The organism is Marinobacter sediminum, from assembly GCF_023657445.1.
Lineage (GTDB): Bacteria > Pseudomonadota > Gammaproteobacteria > Pseudomonadales > Oleiphilaceae > Marinobacter > Marinobacter sediminum_A.
This window is the reverse complement of sequence record NZ_JAGTWY010000001.1, coordinates 1,355,152-1,371,922: the sequence shown is the minus strand read 5'-3', so window position 1 is coordinate 1,371,922 and position 16,771 is coordinate 1,355,152. Positions and strand designations below refer to the sequence as shown.

Sequence of the window (16,771 nt, the reverse complement as noted above, 5' to 3'; positions counted from 1 at the left end):
CCCCGGACTGAAGCAGGAGAGGAAAGAGATGAGTAACGGCAGCGAAAACAATAACAAATCTGAGCCGGTCATTGTTCGCCTGGATACAGGTGCGGCTAACGAGGCCAGGTCTATTCTCTACCATGCCTACCGGGATGAACCAACGTTCCAGTATCTGTTTGATCACCGGCGTGCGGGTTATGATCAGCGGGTCAGGGCGACGATCCGGGAATTGATTGACCTGTATTTCGCACTGGAACAGGATGCTGTCGGCGTGATGGTAGACGACACGCTGGTTGCAGTAGCCTTTATTGGCGATCCCGAACTACGCATGAACCTGGCGGATCAGTTGAGCTGGCGCATCCGGATGGTGTTGACCACCGGCTTCGCATCAACACGCCGGTATCTGGATTACCATGAGAAAATCCGGAATATGTTGCCTCAGCCCCTCGCGCATCAACTCCCTCTGATGGGGGTTAATCCGAAATATCAGAACCGCGGTTATGGTCGCCTGTTACTCAAAGCTGTTGAGAAGCTGTGCCTGGAAAATCCGCGGGGAAGCGGACTGGTGCTGGACACCGGCAATAATCGTTATCTGCCGTTCTATGAATCTGAGGGTTTCCGCAGTTTGGGCACGATCCGTCTGGGTGATTTTGAGGACCACGTGCTGTTCAGGGAAGTCTATCCCGAGGAGCAGGCGGTCGCACCGGGCCAAATCTGAATTTCGAGTAAACAACAGGAGACACTGTGTCTGACAACCATGATTTTGATCTCATTGTAATTGGTGCCGGTTCCGGGGGAGTCCGACTGGCAAGGATGTCTGCGCAGCGTGGGGCCAAGGTTGCGGTGGTTGAGTCCCGTTATCTGGGAGGAACATGTGTCAACGTGGGATGTGTGCCCAAGAAATTGTTTGTGTACGGGGCTCACGTCCACGATGAGCTGGAAGATGCAGCAGGTTATGGCTGGAACGTTCCTCTGGAAAACGTAACGTTTGACTGGCCGACTCTGGTTGCGAACAAGAATGCCGAGATCGAACGTCTGAACGGGATCTACGGACGGTTGCTCGAAAATGCCGGCGTGACTGTCATCGAGGGGACGGCCTCCCTCAGTGATGGTAATACCGTTGTCGTTGGCGACCAGTCCTACACCGCCCGCCACATTACGGTGGCGACGGGCAGCTGGCCGGTGGTTCCCGATATCCCCGGCAAGGAAGGCATCCTCACTTCCAATGAGATGTTTTACCTGCCGCAATTGCCGAAACAGGCGGTTGTCTGGGGTGGCGGCTATATAGCGGTAGAGTTCGCAGGGATTCTTGCCGGGCTTGGGGTGGAAACCACGTTGCTGTATCGAGGGGACCTGTTCCTTCGTGGCTTTGATGGGGATGTCCGTGAGTTCACCGAGCAGGAGATGCGCAAAAAAGGCGTAAAACTTCGCTTTGGTGTCACAATCGAATCCGTCGAAACAGAGGGCGCCCATTACCGGGTAAACCTCAATAACGGAGAGGCCCTGGAAACCGGACTGGTTATGGCGGCCACAGGCCGGCGAGCCCTGGTGGATGGCCTGGGCCTGACCAATCTGGGCATTCAGCTGAGTGCATCAGGCCATGTGGTTGTAGATGATCACTTCCAGACAGCTGTCCCTTCTATCACAGCGTTGGGGGATGTGATTGGCACACCCCAGCTGACCCCGGTTGCGCTGGCCCAGGGTATGGTGCTATCGCGCAGGCTGTTCGGTGACGGGCAGGGCGATATGGACTATTCGGCGATTCCCACGGCGGTATTCTGCCAGCCCAACATCGGTACGGTTGGGCTGACGGAAGAGGAAGCCCGCGAGGCCGGGCATCGTTTACGGATTTTCCGTTCCGAATTCCGCCCGATGAAGTTCATCCTCAGTGGCAGGGATGAACGCAGTCTCATGAAACTGGTTGTCGATGACGAAACAGACAAGGTGCTGGGTGCACATATGGTGGGGCCGGATGCCGGTGAGATCACGCAGGGTCTGGCAGTTGCCATCAAGGCGGGAGCGACCAAGGCACAGTTTGACGCCACTCTGGGTATTCATCCCACCTCGGCAGAAGAGTTCGTTACCATGCGCGAGCCGGTGGCCTGAGATCGAAAAGGGCCCATGGAAGGGCCTGCTCCTGTTCGCCTCAAAGCATAATCCACTTGCCTAAAACGGCCCTGAGGTTTTCCTTTCTTACCGGTTTCGCGAGGTAATCATTCATACCGCTGTCGCGGCAGTTTTCCTCTGTGCCGGCCAAAACGTCCGCTGTTAGCGCAATGATAGGCGTGCCTGTCTGTCCGTTGCCACGCTCCCACTCACGTATGTGCCGAGTGGTTTCATATCCATCCATCACCGGCATCTGACAGTCCATCAGAATCACGTCGTATCCGGTATGGTTGGTTTTTACCAGGTCCAGGGCTTCTTTTCCGTTATTGGCGGCGTCTGTCTGGAAGCCAAGACGGGTGAGCATGGCCCTGGCTACGCGCTGATTTACCGGGTTGTCTTCTACGATCAGGGCATGGCCAGACAGGTCCGGCTCTTCACGCTGCGGTGGATTGACGTCCGGTTCGGCCTGGGTATTGGGCGTGGCCAGTTCAAAAGGCAGCTCAAAACGGAATGATGACCCCTTGCCCAGATCCGTTTCCACCTGAATGTGCCCCCCCATCAGCTCAACCAGCCGCTGAACCAGAGACAGTCCGAGTCCTGTGCCACCATGAAGACGGGTATCGCCACCGTCCAGTTGCTCGAAGGAATTGAAAATATCCCCAAGACGTTCGACCGGAATACCTGAGCCGGAATCGCTGACCGAGCAATTGAGAAGGATGCAGTTATCCTCAAGACCAAAACACCCCGCCTGGATGTTGATAAACCCGTCCCCGGTGAATTTGATGGCATTATCCAACAGTCCGGCAAGAATTTGACGTAGTCGGGCGGGATCACCAACGACCAGAGACTTGTCTGCCCACTCACCATAAAAATTGAGCGTCAGGACCAGCCCCTGTTGTTCCGAAAGATGGCGATAGGTGGCGGTGCAGTTGGAAATGAGGTTCTTTAAATCAAACTCCTGGCTCTCCAGTTTCAGCGTGCCGCTGTCCATGCGAGAGAAGTCCAGAATATCGCTGATGACTGTCAGAAGATCTTCCGTCGACTGTTTTGCAGTAACCAGGTAGTCACGTTGCCGGGGAGTGAGAGGTTCTTCCTGGATCAACTCAATCATACCAAGAACCCCGTTCAGAGGAGTCCGAAGTTCGTGGCTCATGGTCGCGAGAAACTCGGATTTGGCATGGCTTGCCATTTCCGCTTTTTCCCGGGCGCTCTCGGACGCCGCGAGTGTCTGGTTTCTCGAGGTTTTAAGATCAGTCAGGTGAGCCGCAAGATCATTCAGCTGTTTTTCGATCTCAACCACTTCCCGGGAGTTTCGGTGGTTATTGAGCGGTTCTTCCGTGTAATCCTTTTTGATCAGTTTTGTTACCCGGTCACCGAGCGCCCTGATTGGAGAGAGTATGGTGTTAAGGTAGTGACTAACCAGAATAATGGTGAACAGCAGGAGCGCAATACCAACGGCAAGGGAGGTCCACAGAATATCCTGGCGACGGCTGGCAAAGAGCTTGGTGCTCACCCCGACCTGAACGGTACCTACCCGGAGAGCACCGGAATCAAACCCATAGTCCGGCTCAAACCACTCAACCTCCCGGCCTGAGTCCAGATCCAGGGGTTGCTGAAGTATTTCTGCCTCATAAATATTGTAGTGCGTTGCTTGAGGCGGGTTCTCCACAGGATTTTCAGAAACAAAGCCAATCTGATCGCCCATCACATCCGATACCCGGATCCACTCGGCCTTGCTGCGTTTGATTGACCGCTCCAGGATTTGCTCAAGTACTGCTCTATTGCCGGAGACCACCGCATATTCGAGCGCGGGGGCCAGGCTATCCGCAAGCATCTGACTGCTTTGTGAGAGGTCGCGACGGGCATCCTCAAGCCGGGCGGATGTGAAGAACAACATCAACACGACAAACATCAGGACAGCGGGCAGGGCGCCCAGCAATAACAGTTTGCGAGACAACGGAGTCTGGGTGGCGTTCGGTTCAGTCAACGTCTACCCCCGATTTCTTACCTAGCGCATGGTCCACCTCGTCACTGATGTTCTTTCCTTCAGGTAGAGGGATATTCATGGATCTGGCTACTTGCCGATTGATTTTGACCCGATAGATATCGGGGTAGGCAGGCGGCGGCAATTGACCGCTGGCAAAGTACTCTTTGAGAAACCGGGATGCCTGGCTGACCATCACGGAGAACGGCGCATAACTTGAGGCCAGGGAACCTGCCCTCACATAAGCCTGGCTTGGACCGATGACGAATCTGTTATGCCGATAAGCCGTCAACAGGATGTGCTTGATTGTTCGGGGGTTATAGATTGTATCGTCCGGCGCCGCGAGCACGAAGTCTCCATATCTCAGCGCCCGGACCAGGGTTGGAATCAGGTCGTTACTGTTATCAACCACAAAGACCCTGGCTGTCATTCCGTATGCTGGAAGAGCGTCAAGCAGCGGCTCATATAGTTCCACAGATTCTGTCGTAGCGAGAAGAGCAACCTTTGTAGCATTGGGAAGAATGGACTTTCCCGTCAGCGCCTGACGCAGCAGGGGTACGTTATAAAATACCCCCGAAATCTGACCGGGTGCTCGAGCGGCAAAGCCGTCAATCAAATCTTTTTCAACGAACATAGCCAGTATAGGCACGGAACGATTGGCTTGTCGTACCCGGGAAAACGCAGAGGGGCCAATACTGACAATGGGGGTATCTGTGATCATCGCTTCCCGATCTTCAGGGAGCATGACCAGGTTGAAATCATTCCCTAACCGGTCTTGAAGCAGCGATGACATATGCTGGTCCAGGGCGGTGTTTCCTGAACCTGCAATATAAATCGACTTACTGGAGGTTTCCTGGCAGTACGAGGTTGTGGGGAAAAACAAGGAAAAAACTAGAAACACCATCCGAAACATAAGGTTCCGGACGATATTTATAATCTTCCTGAAGATCCTGGTGCTCTTGATGCGTGTCATACCGTCCCGGGTCACATGCAATCCCTGCGCGAAAATCAGAAGCGAATACCGGCCTCAACAAAAAACTGGTTGTTGCTGTTAATAATATTGTCAGGGCTTATCCAGGGCTCCTGATCAATGTAATGCTTGATATTAAACGCCAGAACATAACTGTAGTCAGACCTGTCCACGCGTCGGGCAAGGCGGAAGTCGGCGCGCTTGAACCGGGTGTCCCTGACCTCATGCGTAAGATAGAAAGAGACCGAAGAAGTGAGGTCAAGTGGAAGGTCCTGAATCCACGCGAAGCTGCCGGAATGCCTAGCAGACAGTCGCCCAAGCAGTTCAACGGCACGTTCCTCGGTTTCCGGGGGCAGTGCGCCCGGTTCACCGGTATACCGACCTTCCTGATCCAGATAGGCGTATGTTGCGCGCAGCTTTGTGCCGGAGAACTCCAGTGAGGTCTCAAGTTCGACACCCTCCTGATCCAGGGCAACATTGTTGTCGATGTACCACTCCTCCTCGTTGATCACACCACTGATCATATCCCGAAGATAGTCGTTAAAATAGCGGACCTCCACACTCATAAGGGCATTATCCAGGTGGAACTGCCCAAAATAGCTGATCTCACGCGAGGTGATCCACTCTTCCTCGAGTTCCTCGCCGAATGTAGAGGTTTGTTGATCAACGAGGTCCTCAACAATAAAGCGAGAGCCTTCGAGCGCACTGAACGGAGCCTGGATGTTGGCTGGGCGGTATGACCAGTCCGGATTCTGCTCGAAGGCGTCTGGCGTGCGCACCGCGCGTGAAAAAACAAACCGGATGGCGTGGTTGTCAGTGATGATGAAGTTGGAGGCAACCCGTGGTGAAAAGTAGGTCTCTCTGGTCGTTGTTGTTCTCTCCCAGTTACCGCCTGCGTTTAATGTCAGCCAGTTTAGCGGGGAGTATTCTGCGTTGGCGAATAAACGAGTCTGGTAGTTGTTGCCGGAACCGTTGAAAAAGGTTTCGGATCGATAGGTGTCTTCGCGATAGCCGATACCTGAAACGAACTGAAGCTCCGGATTCAGAACAAGGGTGTCCTGCAGCTCGAATTCGAGTCGTGATTCTTCAGCGTCTTCATTGAGATCGGCCACGAAGGGACCCTGATCGGTCGGAAAGGCAGGCGCGGACGGAGGCAGGAGTGTTACGAACGCATCTGCCGGAATTGAGACCGACCAGCTCTGCCTGCGCTTCTGATTTTGGTAACTGACCTGAAGATAGTAAAAGTGCTGGTCTGAAGTTTCTCCATTGAAGCGCGCCTGCAGATAGTAATCATTCAACTCGATATCGGGGTTGGTGACGGCGCCAAGCTTGCCGGACTTGAATTTATCCTCCTCATTGACACCATCGAGGACACCCGCTCTCAGGTCCAGTGAGTGCTGGTTGTCGATTACCAGGATGCTGTCAAAGTTGAAATTGTTAACATCATAGCCATCGTGGAACGGCAGTATTTCGTTGCCTTCTATCTGAGCATCGAACCCGTTTGATTTTCGCTTTTCGTAGGAAAGTCGCCAGCTGGTATCGGGACTTGTATCGCCGACGGATGTAAAGGTTCGCAGGTGACCGCGTGAACCCACCGAGCTGTATAACTCGGCTCCGGCCGTATCCTGGGGCGAACGGGTTATGATGTTGATGCTTCCGAGAAAGGCGTTGATGCCATAAGCGGCCGAGTTCGGGCCGCGGCTCACCTCAATACGTTCAATGTTTTCCAGTGCGACGGGCATGGCGATCCAGTCCACGTCCGAGAGGCTGACGCGGTAGGCGGTGCGTCCATCGACCTGCACTTGTAAGCGGCGTTGCTCATACTGGGAGGTGCCATGATAAGTCGTAACCGTATTGTTGCTGCCTCGTTTACCAACAACCATGCCGGGGACCAGCCGGAACACCTCCGCCAGGTTCATGACGCCGAGATCGCGAATCAATTCCCCCGTAATAATCGTTGTAGTGCCCGGAACTTTCAGTTTTGACTGCCGGAGTCGCGTTGTCGTCAGGACCTCGGGTAGCAATGACGGTTCACCGTTGAAGGCAAGGAACTCTGGTGCCAATGTAGGGTCGGACGATTGGGCAAAGACGGGAGCGTGAGCGGCGCAGATTATCGCAAGGGTCAAACCGAGGCTTTTGGTCAGCGGTTCGGGAGATCTGGTTGAGTTATTTTTTATCGAAACTTTCATGGGTGACGTTCTATAATCTGCCGGGCTAAAGAATTGGAACTGTATTTTTTTGGTCTGTGTCTATCGTAGGGGACGACAGACTGTTTGTCTCTCGAAAATGTAATGAAAATCAAGGCTGGGAGTTACAGCTTTATGAATTGCTGGGAAATCCTCGGAATTGAACCCACAGGTGACCATGGGCAGATACAACAGGCCTATGAGCGACAAATGAAGTTCGCTTCAGGTGATGAGGCGCACCGTCTCGATCAGGCGTTCAGGGAAGCAACTGGCCAGGCCCCGGTCGCTCCGGAAGCACAACCGGAGACTGAAGCAACGAATACGGCCTCCGGGCCTTCTGATGAAACGAATCGGGAGATAGCTGATCGGCCACTGGATGGCAATGAAGGTCAGGTTGTCCGCGAAGTGGTTATCCAGATCAAAGCGTTGCTAAACGATCCTGGTCGAAGCAAGGATGCCGGTATCTGGAAGGCCATCCTTTGTGAGCCGCCGGCAGATCAGACGCCGCTGCGCGCTGAGATTGCACGACAACTGGAACCACAGATCCGTCCGATGGCGGAGAATGGCAGCTTTCCGGAATCAGTAACCCAGTTCCTGGGGAGCTGGTTTGACTGGTCGAGTCTGCAGCGTGCCCCGGAGGAAGCGGATCAGAGGGACTACCCGGAGGCTGATGGGCCAGAGGCTGAGGAGGACCAGCCACCGCAAATGGTCAACTTCTGGCCGGCGGTGGTTGGCTGGATCGTAGGGCTAGCTATTCTCGCTGCCCTGTTTGGACGGATGGGTGGCGGTTGAGGCCGCACTCCGGGCGGCCTCTTCGTCAATCAACACACGGTATTTCCGCGCCAGAAAGGCGCCGACAATGACCTGAATCTGGTTGTAGCACATAATCGGCAGAACAATCATGCCGAAACCCGGGTGCCCGGAAAACAGGACTTTTGCCATAGGCAGTCCCGATGCGAGGCTCTTCTTGGAACCGCAGAATACGACGGCGGCCTCGTCTTCCAGACTGAAGCCGAACCGCCGCACGAGAAAGCGCGCCATCACCATAAACAGAAGCAGCAGACCCAGACAGAGGAGGATCGCAAAAACGATGGCGTGGATTGGCAGATTCTGCCAGAGGCCGCTCTCCACCGAGTGGGAAAAGGCGGAATAGACAATCAACCAGATAACGCACTGATCGTAGCGGGCCATCATGCTCTCGTTGCGCGCGAGATAACCGCCCAGCACGGGGCGCATGGCATGTCCCGCGGCAAAGGGCAGCAACAGCTGAACAGTAATGTCCTTCAACGCCTCTGACACTGAAAACTCCCCGGCACCGGACGTACTGACCAATAACAGCAACAGGAACGGTGTCAGCATCATGCCGAACACGTTGGAAGCCGCAGCGCTGCAAATGGCAGCGGGCACGTTGCCCCTTGCCATGGCCGTGTAAGCAATGGACGAGGAGACGGCGGAAGGGAGTACGCCAAGGTATAGAAAGCCGAGCCCCAAATCCGCAGGCATCCACGAAGGTGCAAAGCTGCTCAGGCTGTTAATGGGCAACACCGCCAGGGGAAAGAAAACGAAGGTGAGGGAAGTGATCAATATGTGCAGCCGCCAATGCGTGGCCCCCGCAATGATCTGTTCGCGGGACAACGCTGCACCGTGAAAGAAGAAGAGCAGGGCGACCGCGACGGTACCTGCGGTCGCCAGAACGTCGGCTGCAGTGCCTGTGACCGGCAGGATTGAAGCCAGTACGACGGCGCCGAGCAAAAGCAGGGTGAAGGTATCAATCTTCGATTTCATGATTCAGGAATCTTTCCTTTTCAATACCTGAAGACTCGGTTTTAGCAGCGTCCTGGCCAGTTGTTCGGCCTTGGCCGGATCGCGGCGGCGGATCGCCGCAAGCAATAATTCATGCTCTTCCTGGGATGGCTCCGGCAAGTCGGCGTCGGTTTCGGTGCGTTCGATTGTCTGGCTGATAGCATGGGAGAAATAGTCGTACAGCTCTGCCAGTGCCGAGTTGTGGGACGCTATCACCAGGGCGTGATGAAAGGTCTCGTCATGCCGGATACGGTCGGGAAGGTCATCGCCTGCGCGTGCCCGCGCGTCTAGTGCGTCGGTCATGGCGCGAAGATCCTGATCCGTCCTCCTGGACGCCGCCAGAGTGGCCGCTTCCGTTTCAAGCATAATGCGCACTTCCAGCTGATCCGCCAGCCGGGTGCGGGAAATACGCCGCAGTGTTTCCCCGGCATCCCGCGTTGCGCGCACATACGTACCATCACCCTGACGTGTTTCAAGCATGCCCACGTGCGCCAGAACCCGAACTGCTTCCCGAACGGTATTCCTGCTTACCCCCAACGCATCCGACAGATCGGACTCAACAGGCAGCCTGTCGCCAACCGCCCACTGATGATGTTCGATGGCATGTCGGAGGCTCTCGATGGCTGTTTCGACCAGGGAACCCTTGCGAATACGTTTAAGCATATGTCTATGATCCTGTTAACCCATCAACCAATCATCCTATGAATCCCCTCAGCATTCAAGCAGGTTCGCTGAATGCGGATCATCTGACCTCCGGTCAGGCCTTATTGGCAGGGTAGGTAAACTGGTAATCGGCGGTATCTACCCGCCGCGTCGCGAATCGGTAGGTAAATGTAAACCCTGGCCAGATGGCGGTATTCTTGCCATTCGCGTCGAGGTACCAGGAGCTGCAGCCAGACTCCCAGACACTGCCTTTGAGCCCGCTTTGGATCTTGGCGGCAAAACGATCCTGTCTGTCCTTTCGGACATCCATGGCTGAGCCGGGGTATTTCCTGAGTGCGCTGAGTGCATCGAGTACGTAGCGAAATTGTGACTCAAGCATATAAACAATGGAGTTGTGCCCGAGGTTGGTGTTAGGGCCGTAGAGAATGAACAGGTTGGGGAAGCCGCTGACGGTAATTCCCTTGAATGCGGATGCTCCATCCTTCCATGCCTCATTCAGTTGAGTTCCGGAGCGACCCCGAATTGTCATGGGTGAGAGGAGTTCCGACGCCCTGAACCCGGTACCGAAGATAATTGCGTCTACCGGGAAATGATTTCCGTCCCGGGTAACCACGCCGTCTTTATCGATGTGATCAATCGGGTCAGTGACCAGATTGACGTGCGGCTGATTAATCGTTGTATACCAGTCGTTGGAAATCAGAATTCGTTTACAGCCTATCTGATAGTCCGGAATGCTGTGTTTGAGTTTTTCCGGGTCTCTTACCTGCCTCTGCGCCTCTTTTCTCACCTTGCTGGCAATGGCCTCCAGAAGCCCGTTGAACTTGATCAAGGCCACGGCACGACTCTCGTTTCTCCAGTAAATGTAGTAGCGGTATAACCGGTCCCAGGCAGGGATATATTTGAAAAGAAACTGTTCCCAGGCTTTGAAGTTACGGTCAGGTTTGGGAAGAACCCAGGCGGCGGAGCGCTGGAACAGAGACAGGGATTTAACCTGTCTGGCAATTTCGGGAACAAACTGGATGGCACTGGCACCGGTACCAATCACGGCCACCTGTTTGTTCGTCAGGTCGTACTCGTGATCCCAGCGGGCTGAGTGGAACATCCTGCCCGCAAAGCTTTCCATGCCTTTGATTTTCGGCCAGGCAGGCTGATTAAGCTGCCCCGTCGCTGTTATCAGGATGTTGGCGGTCAGTGTTTCACCGTGCTCGAGAGTGACGGTCCATCGATTCAGCACCTCATCAAACGCGGCATCCTGCACTTCGGCGTTGAATCGTATGTGATCCGCAAGACCATATTTGCGAACGCAATGCTCCAGGTAATCGAGAATTTCCCGCTGGTGTCCGAATTTACAAGACCAGTCGTGTTTGGGCTCAAAGGAGTAGGAGTATAAATGAGACTGAACATCGCAGGCGGCACCCGGGTAGGTGTTGTCCCGCCAGGTTCCACCGATGCGGTCGGCTTTTTCCAGCAGCGTAAAATCGTGGAAGCCGGCTTTTTTTAGTTGAATCGCCATGCCGAGACCGCCAAAACCGGTCCCGACAATCACAATGGATGGAAAATAAGGTTTGTTATTCTGAGTCATGAGCATTGTCCGGCGTTTTATTATTTTAATGGTGATAAGACGAGTATACGGGGCCTTGGCCACTCCTTGGATGACTTTTTACGACAGGTCGGTTGGTCAGAACGACCAATTCGAAGACCGGGTCAGCAATTCTTCCGATGGTTGCGACAGAAGACTTGTCAGCAGCGGCGGTTCGAACTGGCGGCGAATGCTGACAGCGTAGAACTCTTCAAACACGCCGGGTAGGGCACCATAGTCAAAAAGGCTCCCAGCCTGAAGTTCGTCCCGGACAACCACCGGCGGTAATACCGCAAAATGCCGGGTATCCCTGGCCAGCAGGCGCATCATGGCCATGTCATCCACTTCGGCAACAATCCGCGGGCTGAGCTTGTGGTAGTCGCATAACTGATCGAATGCGTGACGGATATTGTTTTCCTGCCCTGGCACGATCAGGCTTCGTTCGGTCAGTAATTCAGGAAAGGTTTTTGCGTCCGTGGCACCTGGCGGTCCGATTACACTCACTGACTGCCGGGCAATTCTCCGGGATCGCCACGGGTTTTCTTCATCACCGTGAACGGGCTGGTTCGATAGCACAAGGTCGAGTCTGTTGGCTGAGAGTCGTCTCAACAGGTCCTCAAGGGTTCCGCTTTGAATGCTCAATTCCAGATCTTCGCGTCCCAGTAGCGGCTTAAGGAACCCTTCCTGAAAGTTTCTCGACAGCGTTGCGACGGCACCGACCTTGAGGCTTTCACGATTGGTTTGGGTTCCGGAACTGAACAACGCTGTCAGCTCCTCGCCCTGTCTGAAAATATCTTCCGCATAACCAAAGGCAACTCGCCCCGCTTCGGAAAGCCTGAGCCGGCGACCTTCCCGAACAAATAATTCATATCCAAGACTGTCTTCCAGTTTTCGTATCTGCCCGGACAAGGCCGATTGGGAAACATGAAGAGACTCTGCGGCTCGGGTGAGATGACCGGTTTTGGCCACGTTCCAGAAATAGAACAGGTGATGGTAATTCAGCTTCATTGGTTTACGTTCCCAAAAAGTGAACAGTACGATCCTTATAAACTATTTTTTATATTAATGCATTACCGGCAAAGTAGTAACAACTTTGAAGGGGGCATATATGAACGATATTGCGACGGCTTTTTCCGTGCCAGCTTTGCTGGTCTGGCTGCTTTTGCCGGTTTCACTTCTCCTGCTGGCGGCGTTCAGTGGCTGGACGACCAATCCACAAAAAACAGACCATTGCTGGCGGACTGCAAGCCGGCTGCTGGCATTCTCGATGTTGGCGACGGGAGCGATTGGTCTGCTTCTCATTCTGGATGCCTGGGTAGTGGATACAGGCTTGCCGGAGCTTGGGCACCGCTTTGGCCTGCAGCCGGACGGGCTGGCTGTCTGGATGGCGTTAATGGTTGCCTTTGTTGGCTGGGTCATTCTCCGGTACGCGGAGCACTATCTGCGGGGCGATCCGGTGCGGGACCGCTTTCTACCCTGGTTTTTGACGACGTTAGCCAGTGTTCTGTTTCTGATTTTTACCAACAATCTTCTGGTGCTTGCAGGCGCATGGATCGGTGTCAGCCTTGCCCTGCATCATCTGCTTACCCTCTATAACGACAGGCCTGAAGCGCGCCTTGCGGCGTTCCAGAAATTTATCGTCAGTCGCGTGGGGGATGTCTGTGTTATTGCCGGTGTATGGCTTCTGTATCTTCACTACGGAACCTTCGACCTACCGGTCATGCTTGTTTCGGCCGGCGACGCGCTGCAAAGCTCTCCGGCTCTTGAGTGGGCTTCCGTCTTTCTCGCTGTGGCGGCTGTCCTCAAGTGCGCTCAGATGCCATTCCACGGCTGGCTGCTTCGTGTCATGGAGGCGCCAACGCCCGTCTCGGCCTTGCTTCATGCAGGTGTGATCAATCTGGGAGGCTTCCTGTGGCTTCGGCTGTTCCCGGTGTTTGATGGCTTTACAGTCGGGCACCTGATTCTCCTGACGGTGGGTGGAATCACCGCGGTTGTCGGGGTGTTGACGATGATGAGTCAGGCTTCTGTGAAGCATGCGCTCGCCTGGTCTACCTCAGCGCAGATGGGATTTATGCTGTTCGAAATTGGCATGGGCGCATACACCCTGGCGTTTCTGCACCTGCTTGCGCATTCGCTCTACAAGGCGCACTCCTTTCTTGCTTCGGGGCGCACAGTTTCCGCATCCAGAGTGGCACCGTTTGAAGAGGCAGAGCTCAGGGTTCGCCTGACGTGGAGCATGGCGGCCGCAGGCACGGCGTCATTCATTCTCTGGCTTACCCCGGGTCTCGTTGAAAGCAATCCGGTGTTGGGCGCGATGCTGGTTATGGCCGTCCTCGGCGCCGTACTCGGCCTTCCGGCAGCCACTCACTCGCTGCGCAAACTGGCCCTGAGCTGCCTGGCAGTCTCTCTGGTGCCCCTGTATGGAATCGTCCACTGGATGCTGGGGCCTGTCATTATCCAGCAGCCTGGCTTTGAGTTGCCTCTCGCTGGCGTAATGATCGGGCTGATGGTGGTGGGTTCCCTGGGGCTCCTGTCCCTGATGATGCTGATGAAACCACAGAGTCCGATGGTGAAAACACTGCGCTTTCATGTCAGCAACGGGTTTTATCTGATGTTGCCTTTTGACCACATTACGGTACGCCTCTCGGACTACCTGGATTCGTTCAAGCAGGGTCGCGGAACCGAAGAAAAAGAAGCATCAATACTGGGAGAAAAGTCATGAATCAAGCCCTCGTATCCCGCTCCGGAAAGCCGGCTTTAAAGGTGGATCAAACAGAGGCACTGGCGCGCGCAACATCCATTATCCCGCCGTCATGGCCGCTGGATCGCTGGATTGCCGTGAATCCCTGGTGGGGTCTGCGGCATCTGCCAGCGGAACGTGCCGTCGGTATCCCGGGCGCCAAAGCAAGCACGTCGATGCTAATGCCTTCAGTGTTTTACCGTGACGCATGGGTCGGTGGCCGAATTCGGGAAGAGGATGTCCGTGACGCAATGAGCGAATCCGGTATCAGGACGGAGCTGAAAACTCTGCTTGCGATGCTGGATAGAGAATCTGTCAGCACCAAGGCGGGGGCGCCTTCGATTCTTGATCTGGTCTTCGGCACTGGCAAACAGGTTCCGACAGACGCTGTGCGGCAGCAGGTTGCCCGCGCGTGCGGACTTTTCTTTGACTCACGCCAATCGCGGTGGCTGGTGGGAATCAGCCCGGATAGCCTGTTTGAAAGCTGGCTGGAACAGACCGGGAATGATCTATTGCTGGACCGGAGAACCGGACTGTTTGGGGCCAGGTCGTTGGTTCAAAGCTTACCGAAAGACGCGCCCGAAGCGACCGATTGGGCAATAAGTGTGTTGAACCTCTCGGGAGAGGATCTTGAAGCCCTGGCCCAGCGCCTGCTCTTCAAGCTGGTTGGCTGGAGTTCCTGGTGCAAAGGCATTGATTGGCGAGCAGAGCTCGAGGGCACTGAGTCAGGACTGTGTGATCAACTGCTCGCAATTTTGCTGGTGTGGGAAGCACTCGGAGTAACGCTGGCATCCCCGGAGCAGCGACACCAATGGCAGACGGCCTGGGTGAAACATCGGGGAAAATTGCCGCAATCCGGCGAGGAGCTCATGTGGGTATGGCATCGGGCTTATGAGCTGGGCTATCAACGCACGTTGATTCAAACGCTGACCGATGGCAGCGACAAATCCGGTGCAACGTCGGCGGATACTGCCAGTACCGAGTTTCAGGCAGCGTTTTGTATCGATGTTCGGTCCGAGCTGATGCGTCGTCATCTTGAATCGGTATGCCCAACCGCACAGACCCTCGGATTTGCCGGTTTTTTCGGGATGCCAGTGACTCATCAGAGCCTGGGGCCGGAGGGCGATATGCCAAGGCTCCCGGGGCTGCTTGCCCCCGCTTACCGGTTGGCAGATTCCACCGGTGACCGGGAGAAAGACCTGGCCCAGAGCCGCGCCTCTGATCAGCGCGAGATGGCCCGTCAGACTGTCCGCAAGGCAAAGTACAGTAGCTTGTCGAGTTTCACTCTGGTTGAAACAACCGGGATTGCCTGGGCGTGGAAACTGGTGCGCGACAGTCTGAATCTGAACAGCGGGACGATGACCCCAGCGGGTTCATTAAACAGCGGGCTATTTCATCGTCATGGGGGCGATCCCGTATCTGATACTGAAAAGGTCGATCTGGCGGAACAACTGCTTCGCGGCATGTCGCTCACCTCCGGGTTTGCCGGTTTGCTGGCGTTCGTTGGCCATGGCAGCCATACCGACAATAACCCCCATCAGGCAGGCCTCGCCTGCGGGGCGTGTGGCGGTCAGAACGGCGGTATAAATGCCGGTCTCGCAGCCAGGCTGATCAATGATACCGCTGTGCGTTCAGGGTTGGCGGCGCGCGGGATAAGGATTCCAGATTTCACACTTGCGATTGCCGCGGAACATTGCACGGTGACCGACCAGGTGACCGTTCTGGACAGGGAACACATTCCAGACAGCTATCTGTCGAAACTCGCCAAACTTGAAAGCGGCTTTGCTGAGGCGGCCAAACGAACACGTCGTGAACGGGCGGTAACGCTGGGCCTCAATGGACTGGACGATGACAGCCTCTCACAGCAAATGGATAAACGAACAGTCAACTGGTCGGAAGTGCGGCCTGAGTGGGGGCTGGCCAACAACGGCGCAATTGTCTTTGCAAAACGACACCGTACGAGAGGGCTGAACCTGGCTGGACGCACATTCCTCCACGACTACGATGAATCTCTGGACCCCAAGGCCAAGGTGCTTGAGAGTTTGATGACCGCCCCGATGGTTGTCGCCAGCTGGATCAATCTGCAGTACCTGGGTTCGGTAGCGGCCCCGGATACCTTCGGCGCGGGCAACAAGTTGCTTCATTCGGTTGTGGGTGGAAATGTTGGTGTAATCGAAGGCAACGATCCGGATCTGCGGATTGGTCTTTCACACCAGTCAGTCCACGACGGTCAGAACTGGCGCCACGAGCCAGTGAGGCTTAGCGTCTTCATCGACGCCTCGCGTCAGAGTATTGAGAAGGTTATCGCCGGGCAGCCTGACGTGGCAAGACTGGTTGAAAACCGGTGGTTGTGGTTGTTCCGGTTTGCCGGGGAGGGGGTGGAGCAGTATAAAAACGGCAATTGGCAAACATGGTAAAAAAACCGGGCAGTTTCGCTGCCCGGTTTTCTATTATTCCTGCTCCGCGTTCAGAAGTTCCGGCTTTTTCAGAGCTTTCTGGAACAGGTCTTTCTCCTCGGCAATCGCCATGGCACAGAGTTCCGCCTGCTCGTCACTCAGTCCTTCCACCTTGCGGGTCAGAAATACCTGAATTTCTTCCGCCAGCTCCAGGATCTTGTCTCTTGCGTCCGCGTCTGCCTTTGAAGTGAAGAGCATCGTATCAGGATGTTTAAGTGCCATTTCCAGGCCGTCCCTATCAGAAAAATAGACTGCTTGTACCGCCATGGTCGTTCCTCGCAGTGAATGTGCGTAATACTGTA

13 protein-coding genes are annotated in these 16,771 nt (G+C 55.0%); 5 read left to right on the top strand and 8 right to left on the bottom strand.

Annotation, left to right across the window (positions count from 1 at the left end; translation table 11 throughout):
- The first annotated feature begins 28 nt into the window (after positions 1–28).
- Both KFJ24_RS06570 and gorA read left to right on the top strand, forming a co-directional pair.
- On the top strand, positions 29–700 hold the full coding sequence (locus tag KFJ24_RS06570) for a GNAT family N-acetyltransferase (protein WP_250830264.1): 672 nt from the start codon (positions 29–31) through the stop codon (positions 698–700).
- A 26-nt stretch (positions 701–726) separates the two neighbouring features.
- The gene (gorA, locus tag KFJ24_RS06565; RefSeq protein ID WP_250830263.1) at positions 727–2,088 is read left to right on the top strand and encodes a glutathione-disulfide reductase; all 1,362 of its coding nucleotides are present in this window, start codon (positions 727–729) and stop codon (positions 2,086–2,088) included.
- Positions 2,089–2,128: 40 nt separating this feature from the next.
- Here the strand turns inward: gorA and KFJ24_RS06560 are convergent, their stop codons facing one another.
- Genes KFJ24_RS06560 through KFJ24_RS06550 form a run of 3 tightly spaced genes read right to left on the bottom strand, consistent with a single transcriptional unit; the run spans position 2,129 to position 7,066 of the window.
- Positions 2,129–4,075 carry an ATP-binding protein gene (locus KFJ24_RS06560; protein WP_250830262.1) on the bottom strand — a complete coding sequence of 649 codons (1,947 nt, stop codon included), beginning with the start codon at positions 4,073–4,075 and terminating at the stop codon, positions 2,129–2,131.
- Positions 4,068–5,045 carry an ABC transporter substrate-binding protein gene (locus tag KFJ24_RS06555; RefSeq protein ID WP_250830261.1) on the bottom strand — a complete coding sequence of 326 codons (978 nt, stop codon included), beginning with the start codon at positions 5,043–5,045 and terminating at the stop codon, positions 4,068–4,070. Before KFJ24_RS06555 ends, KFJ24_RS06560 begins: the two co-directional genes overlap by 8 nt.
- A 35-nt stretch (positions 5,046–5,080) precedes the next feature.
- Positions 5,081–7,066: a TonB-dependent receptor plug domain-containing protein gene (locus tag KFJ24_RS06550; protein WP_250830260.1), complete on the bottom strand. Its 1,986-nt coding sequence runs from the start codon at positions 7,064–7,066 to the stop codon at positions 5,081–5,083.
- Positions 7,067–7,363: 297 nt separating this feature from the next.
- Here KFJ24_RS06550 and KFJ24_RS06545 point away from each other — a divergent pair, with 297 nt between their 5' ends.
- On the top strand, positions 7,364–8,020 hold the full coding sequence (locus KFJ24_RS06545; RefSeq protein ID WP_434968033.1) for a J domain-containing protein: 657 nt from the start codon (positions 7,364–7,366) through the stop codon (positions 8,018–8,020).
- Here the strand turns inward: KFJ24_RS06545 and KFJ24_RS06540 are convergent.
- From KFJ24_RS06540 to KFJ24_RS06525, 4 genes are all read right to left on the bottom strand, one after another.
- The gene (locus KFJ24_RS06540) at positions 7,976–9,013 is read right to left on the bottom strand and encodes a bile acid:sodium symporter family protein (RefSeq protein ID WP_250830258.1); all 1,038 of its coding nucleotides are present in this window, start codon (positions 9,011–9,013) and stop codon (positions 7,976–7,978) included. The two genes, KFJ24_RS06545 and KFJ24_RS06540, sit on opposite strands and share 45 nt — an antisense overlap.
- A gap of 3 nt (positions 9,014–9,016) precedes the next feature.
- Complete coding sequence (locus KFJ24_RS06535; RefSeq protein ID WP_250830257.1) at positions 9,017–9,694, bottom strand: FadR/GntR family transcriptional regulator; 678 nt, start codon at positions 9,692–9,694, stop codon at positions 9,017–9,019.
- Positions 9,695–9,788: 94 nt separating this feature from the next.
- Positions 9,789–11,276, bottom strand: a complete 1,488-nt coding sequence (locus KFJ24_RS06530; RefSeq protein ID WP_434968000.1) for a flavin-containing monooxygenase — start codon at positions 11,274–11,276, stop codon at positions 9,789–9,791.
- A 96-nt stretch (positions 11,277–11,372) separates the two neighbouring features.
- Positions 11,373–12,281 carry a LysR family transcriptional regulator gene (locus KFJ24_RS06525; RefSeq protein WP_250830255.1) on the bottom strand — a complete coding sequence of 303 codons (909 nt, stop codon included), beginning with the start codon at positions 12,279–12,281 and terminating at the stop codon, positions 11,373–11,375.
- A 100-nt stretch (positions 12,282–12,381) separates the two neighbouring features.
- Here KFJ24_RS06525 and KFJ24_RS06520 point away from each other — a divergent pair, with 100 nt between their 5' ends.
- Together KFJ24_RS06520 and KFJ24_RS06515 are read left to right on the top strand one after the other, a co-directional pair.
- A complete protein-coding gene (locus KFJ24_RS06520; protein WP_250830254.1) occupies positions 12,382–13,995 on the top strand; it encodes an NADH-quinone oxidoreductase subunit L in 1,614 nt (537 codons plus the stop codon).
- On the top strand, positions 13,992–16,430 hold the full coding sequence (locus tag KFJ24_RS06515; protein WP_250830253.1) for a YbcC family protein: 2,439 nt from the start codon (positions 13,992–13,994) through the stop codon (positions 16,428–16,430). Before KFJ24_RS06520 ends, KFJ24_RS06515 begins: the two co-directional genes overlap by 4 nt.
- 33 nt (positions 16,431–16,463) lie before the next feature.
- Here the strand turns inward: KFJ24_RS06515 and KFJ24_RS06510 are convergent, their stop codons facing one another.
- Entirely contained in the window at positions 16,464–16,736 is a 273-nt protein-coding gene (locus tag KFJ24_RS06510; protein WP_250830252.1) for a YebG family protein, read from the bottom strand.
- Between the last annotated feature and the right edge of the window lie 35 nt (positions 16,737–16,771).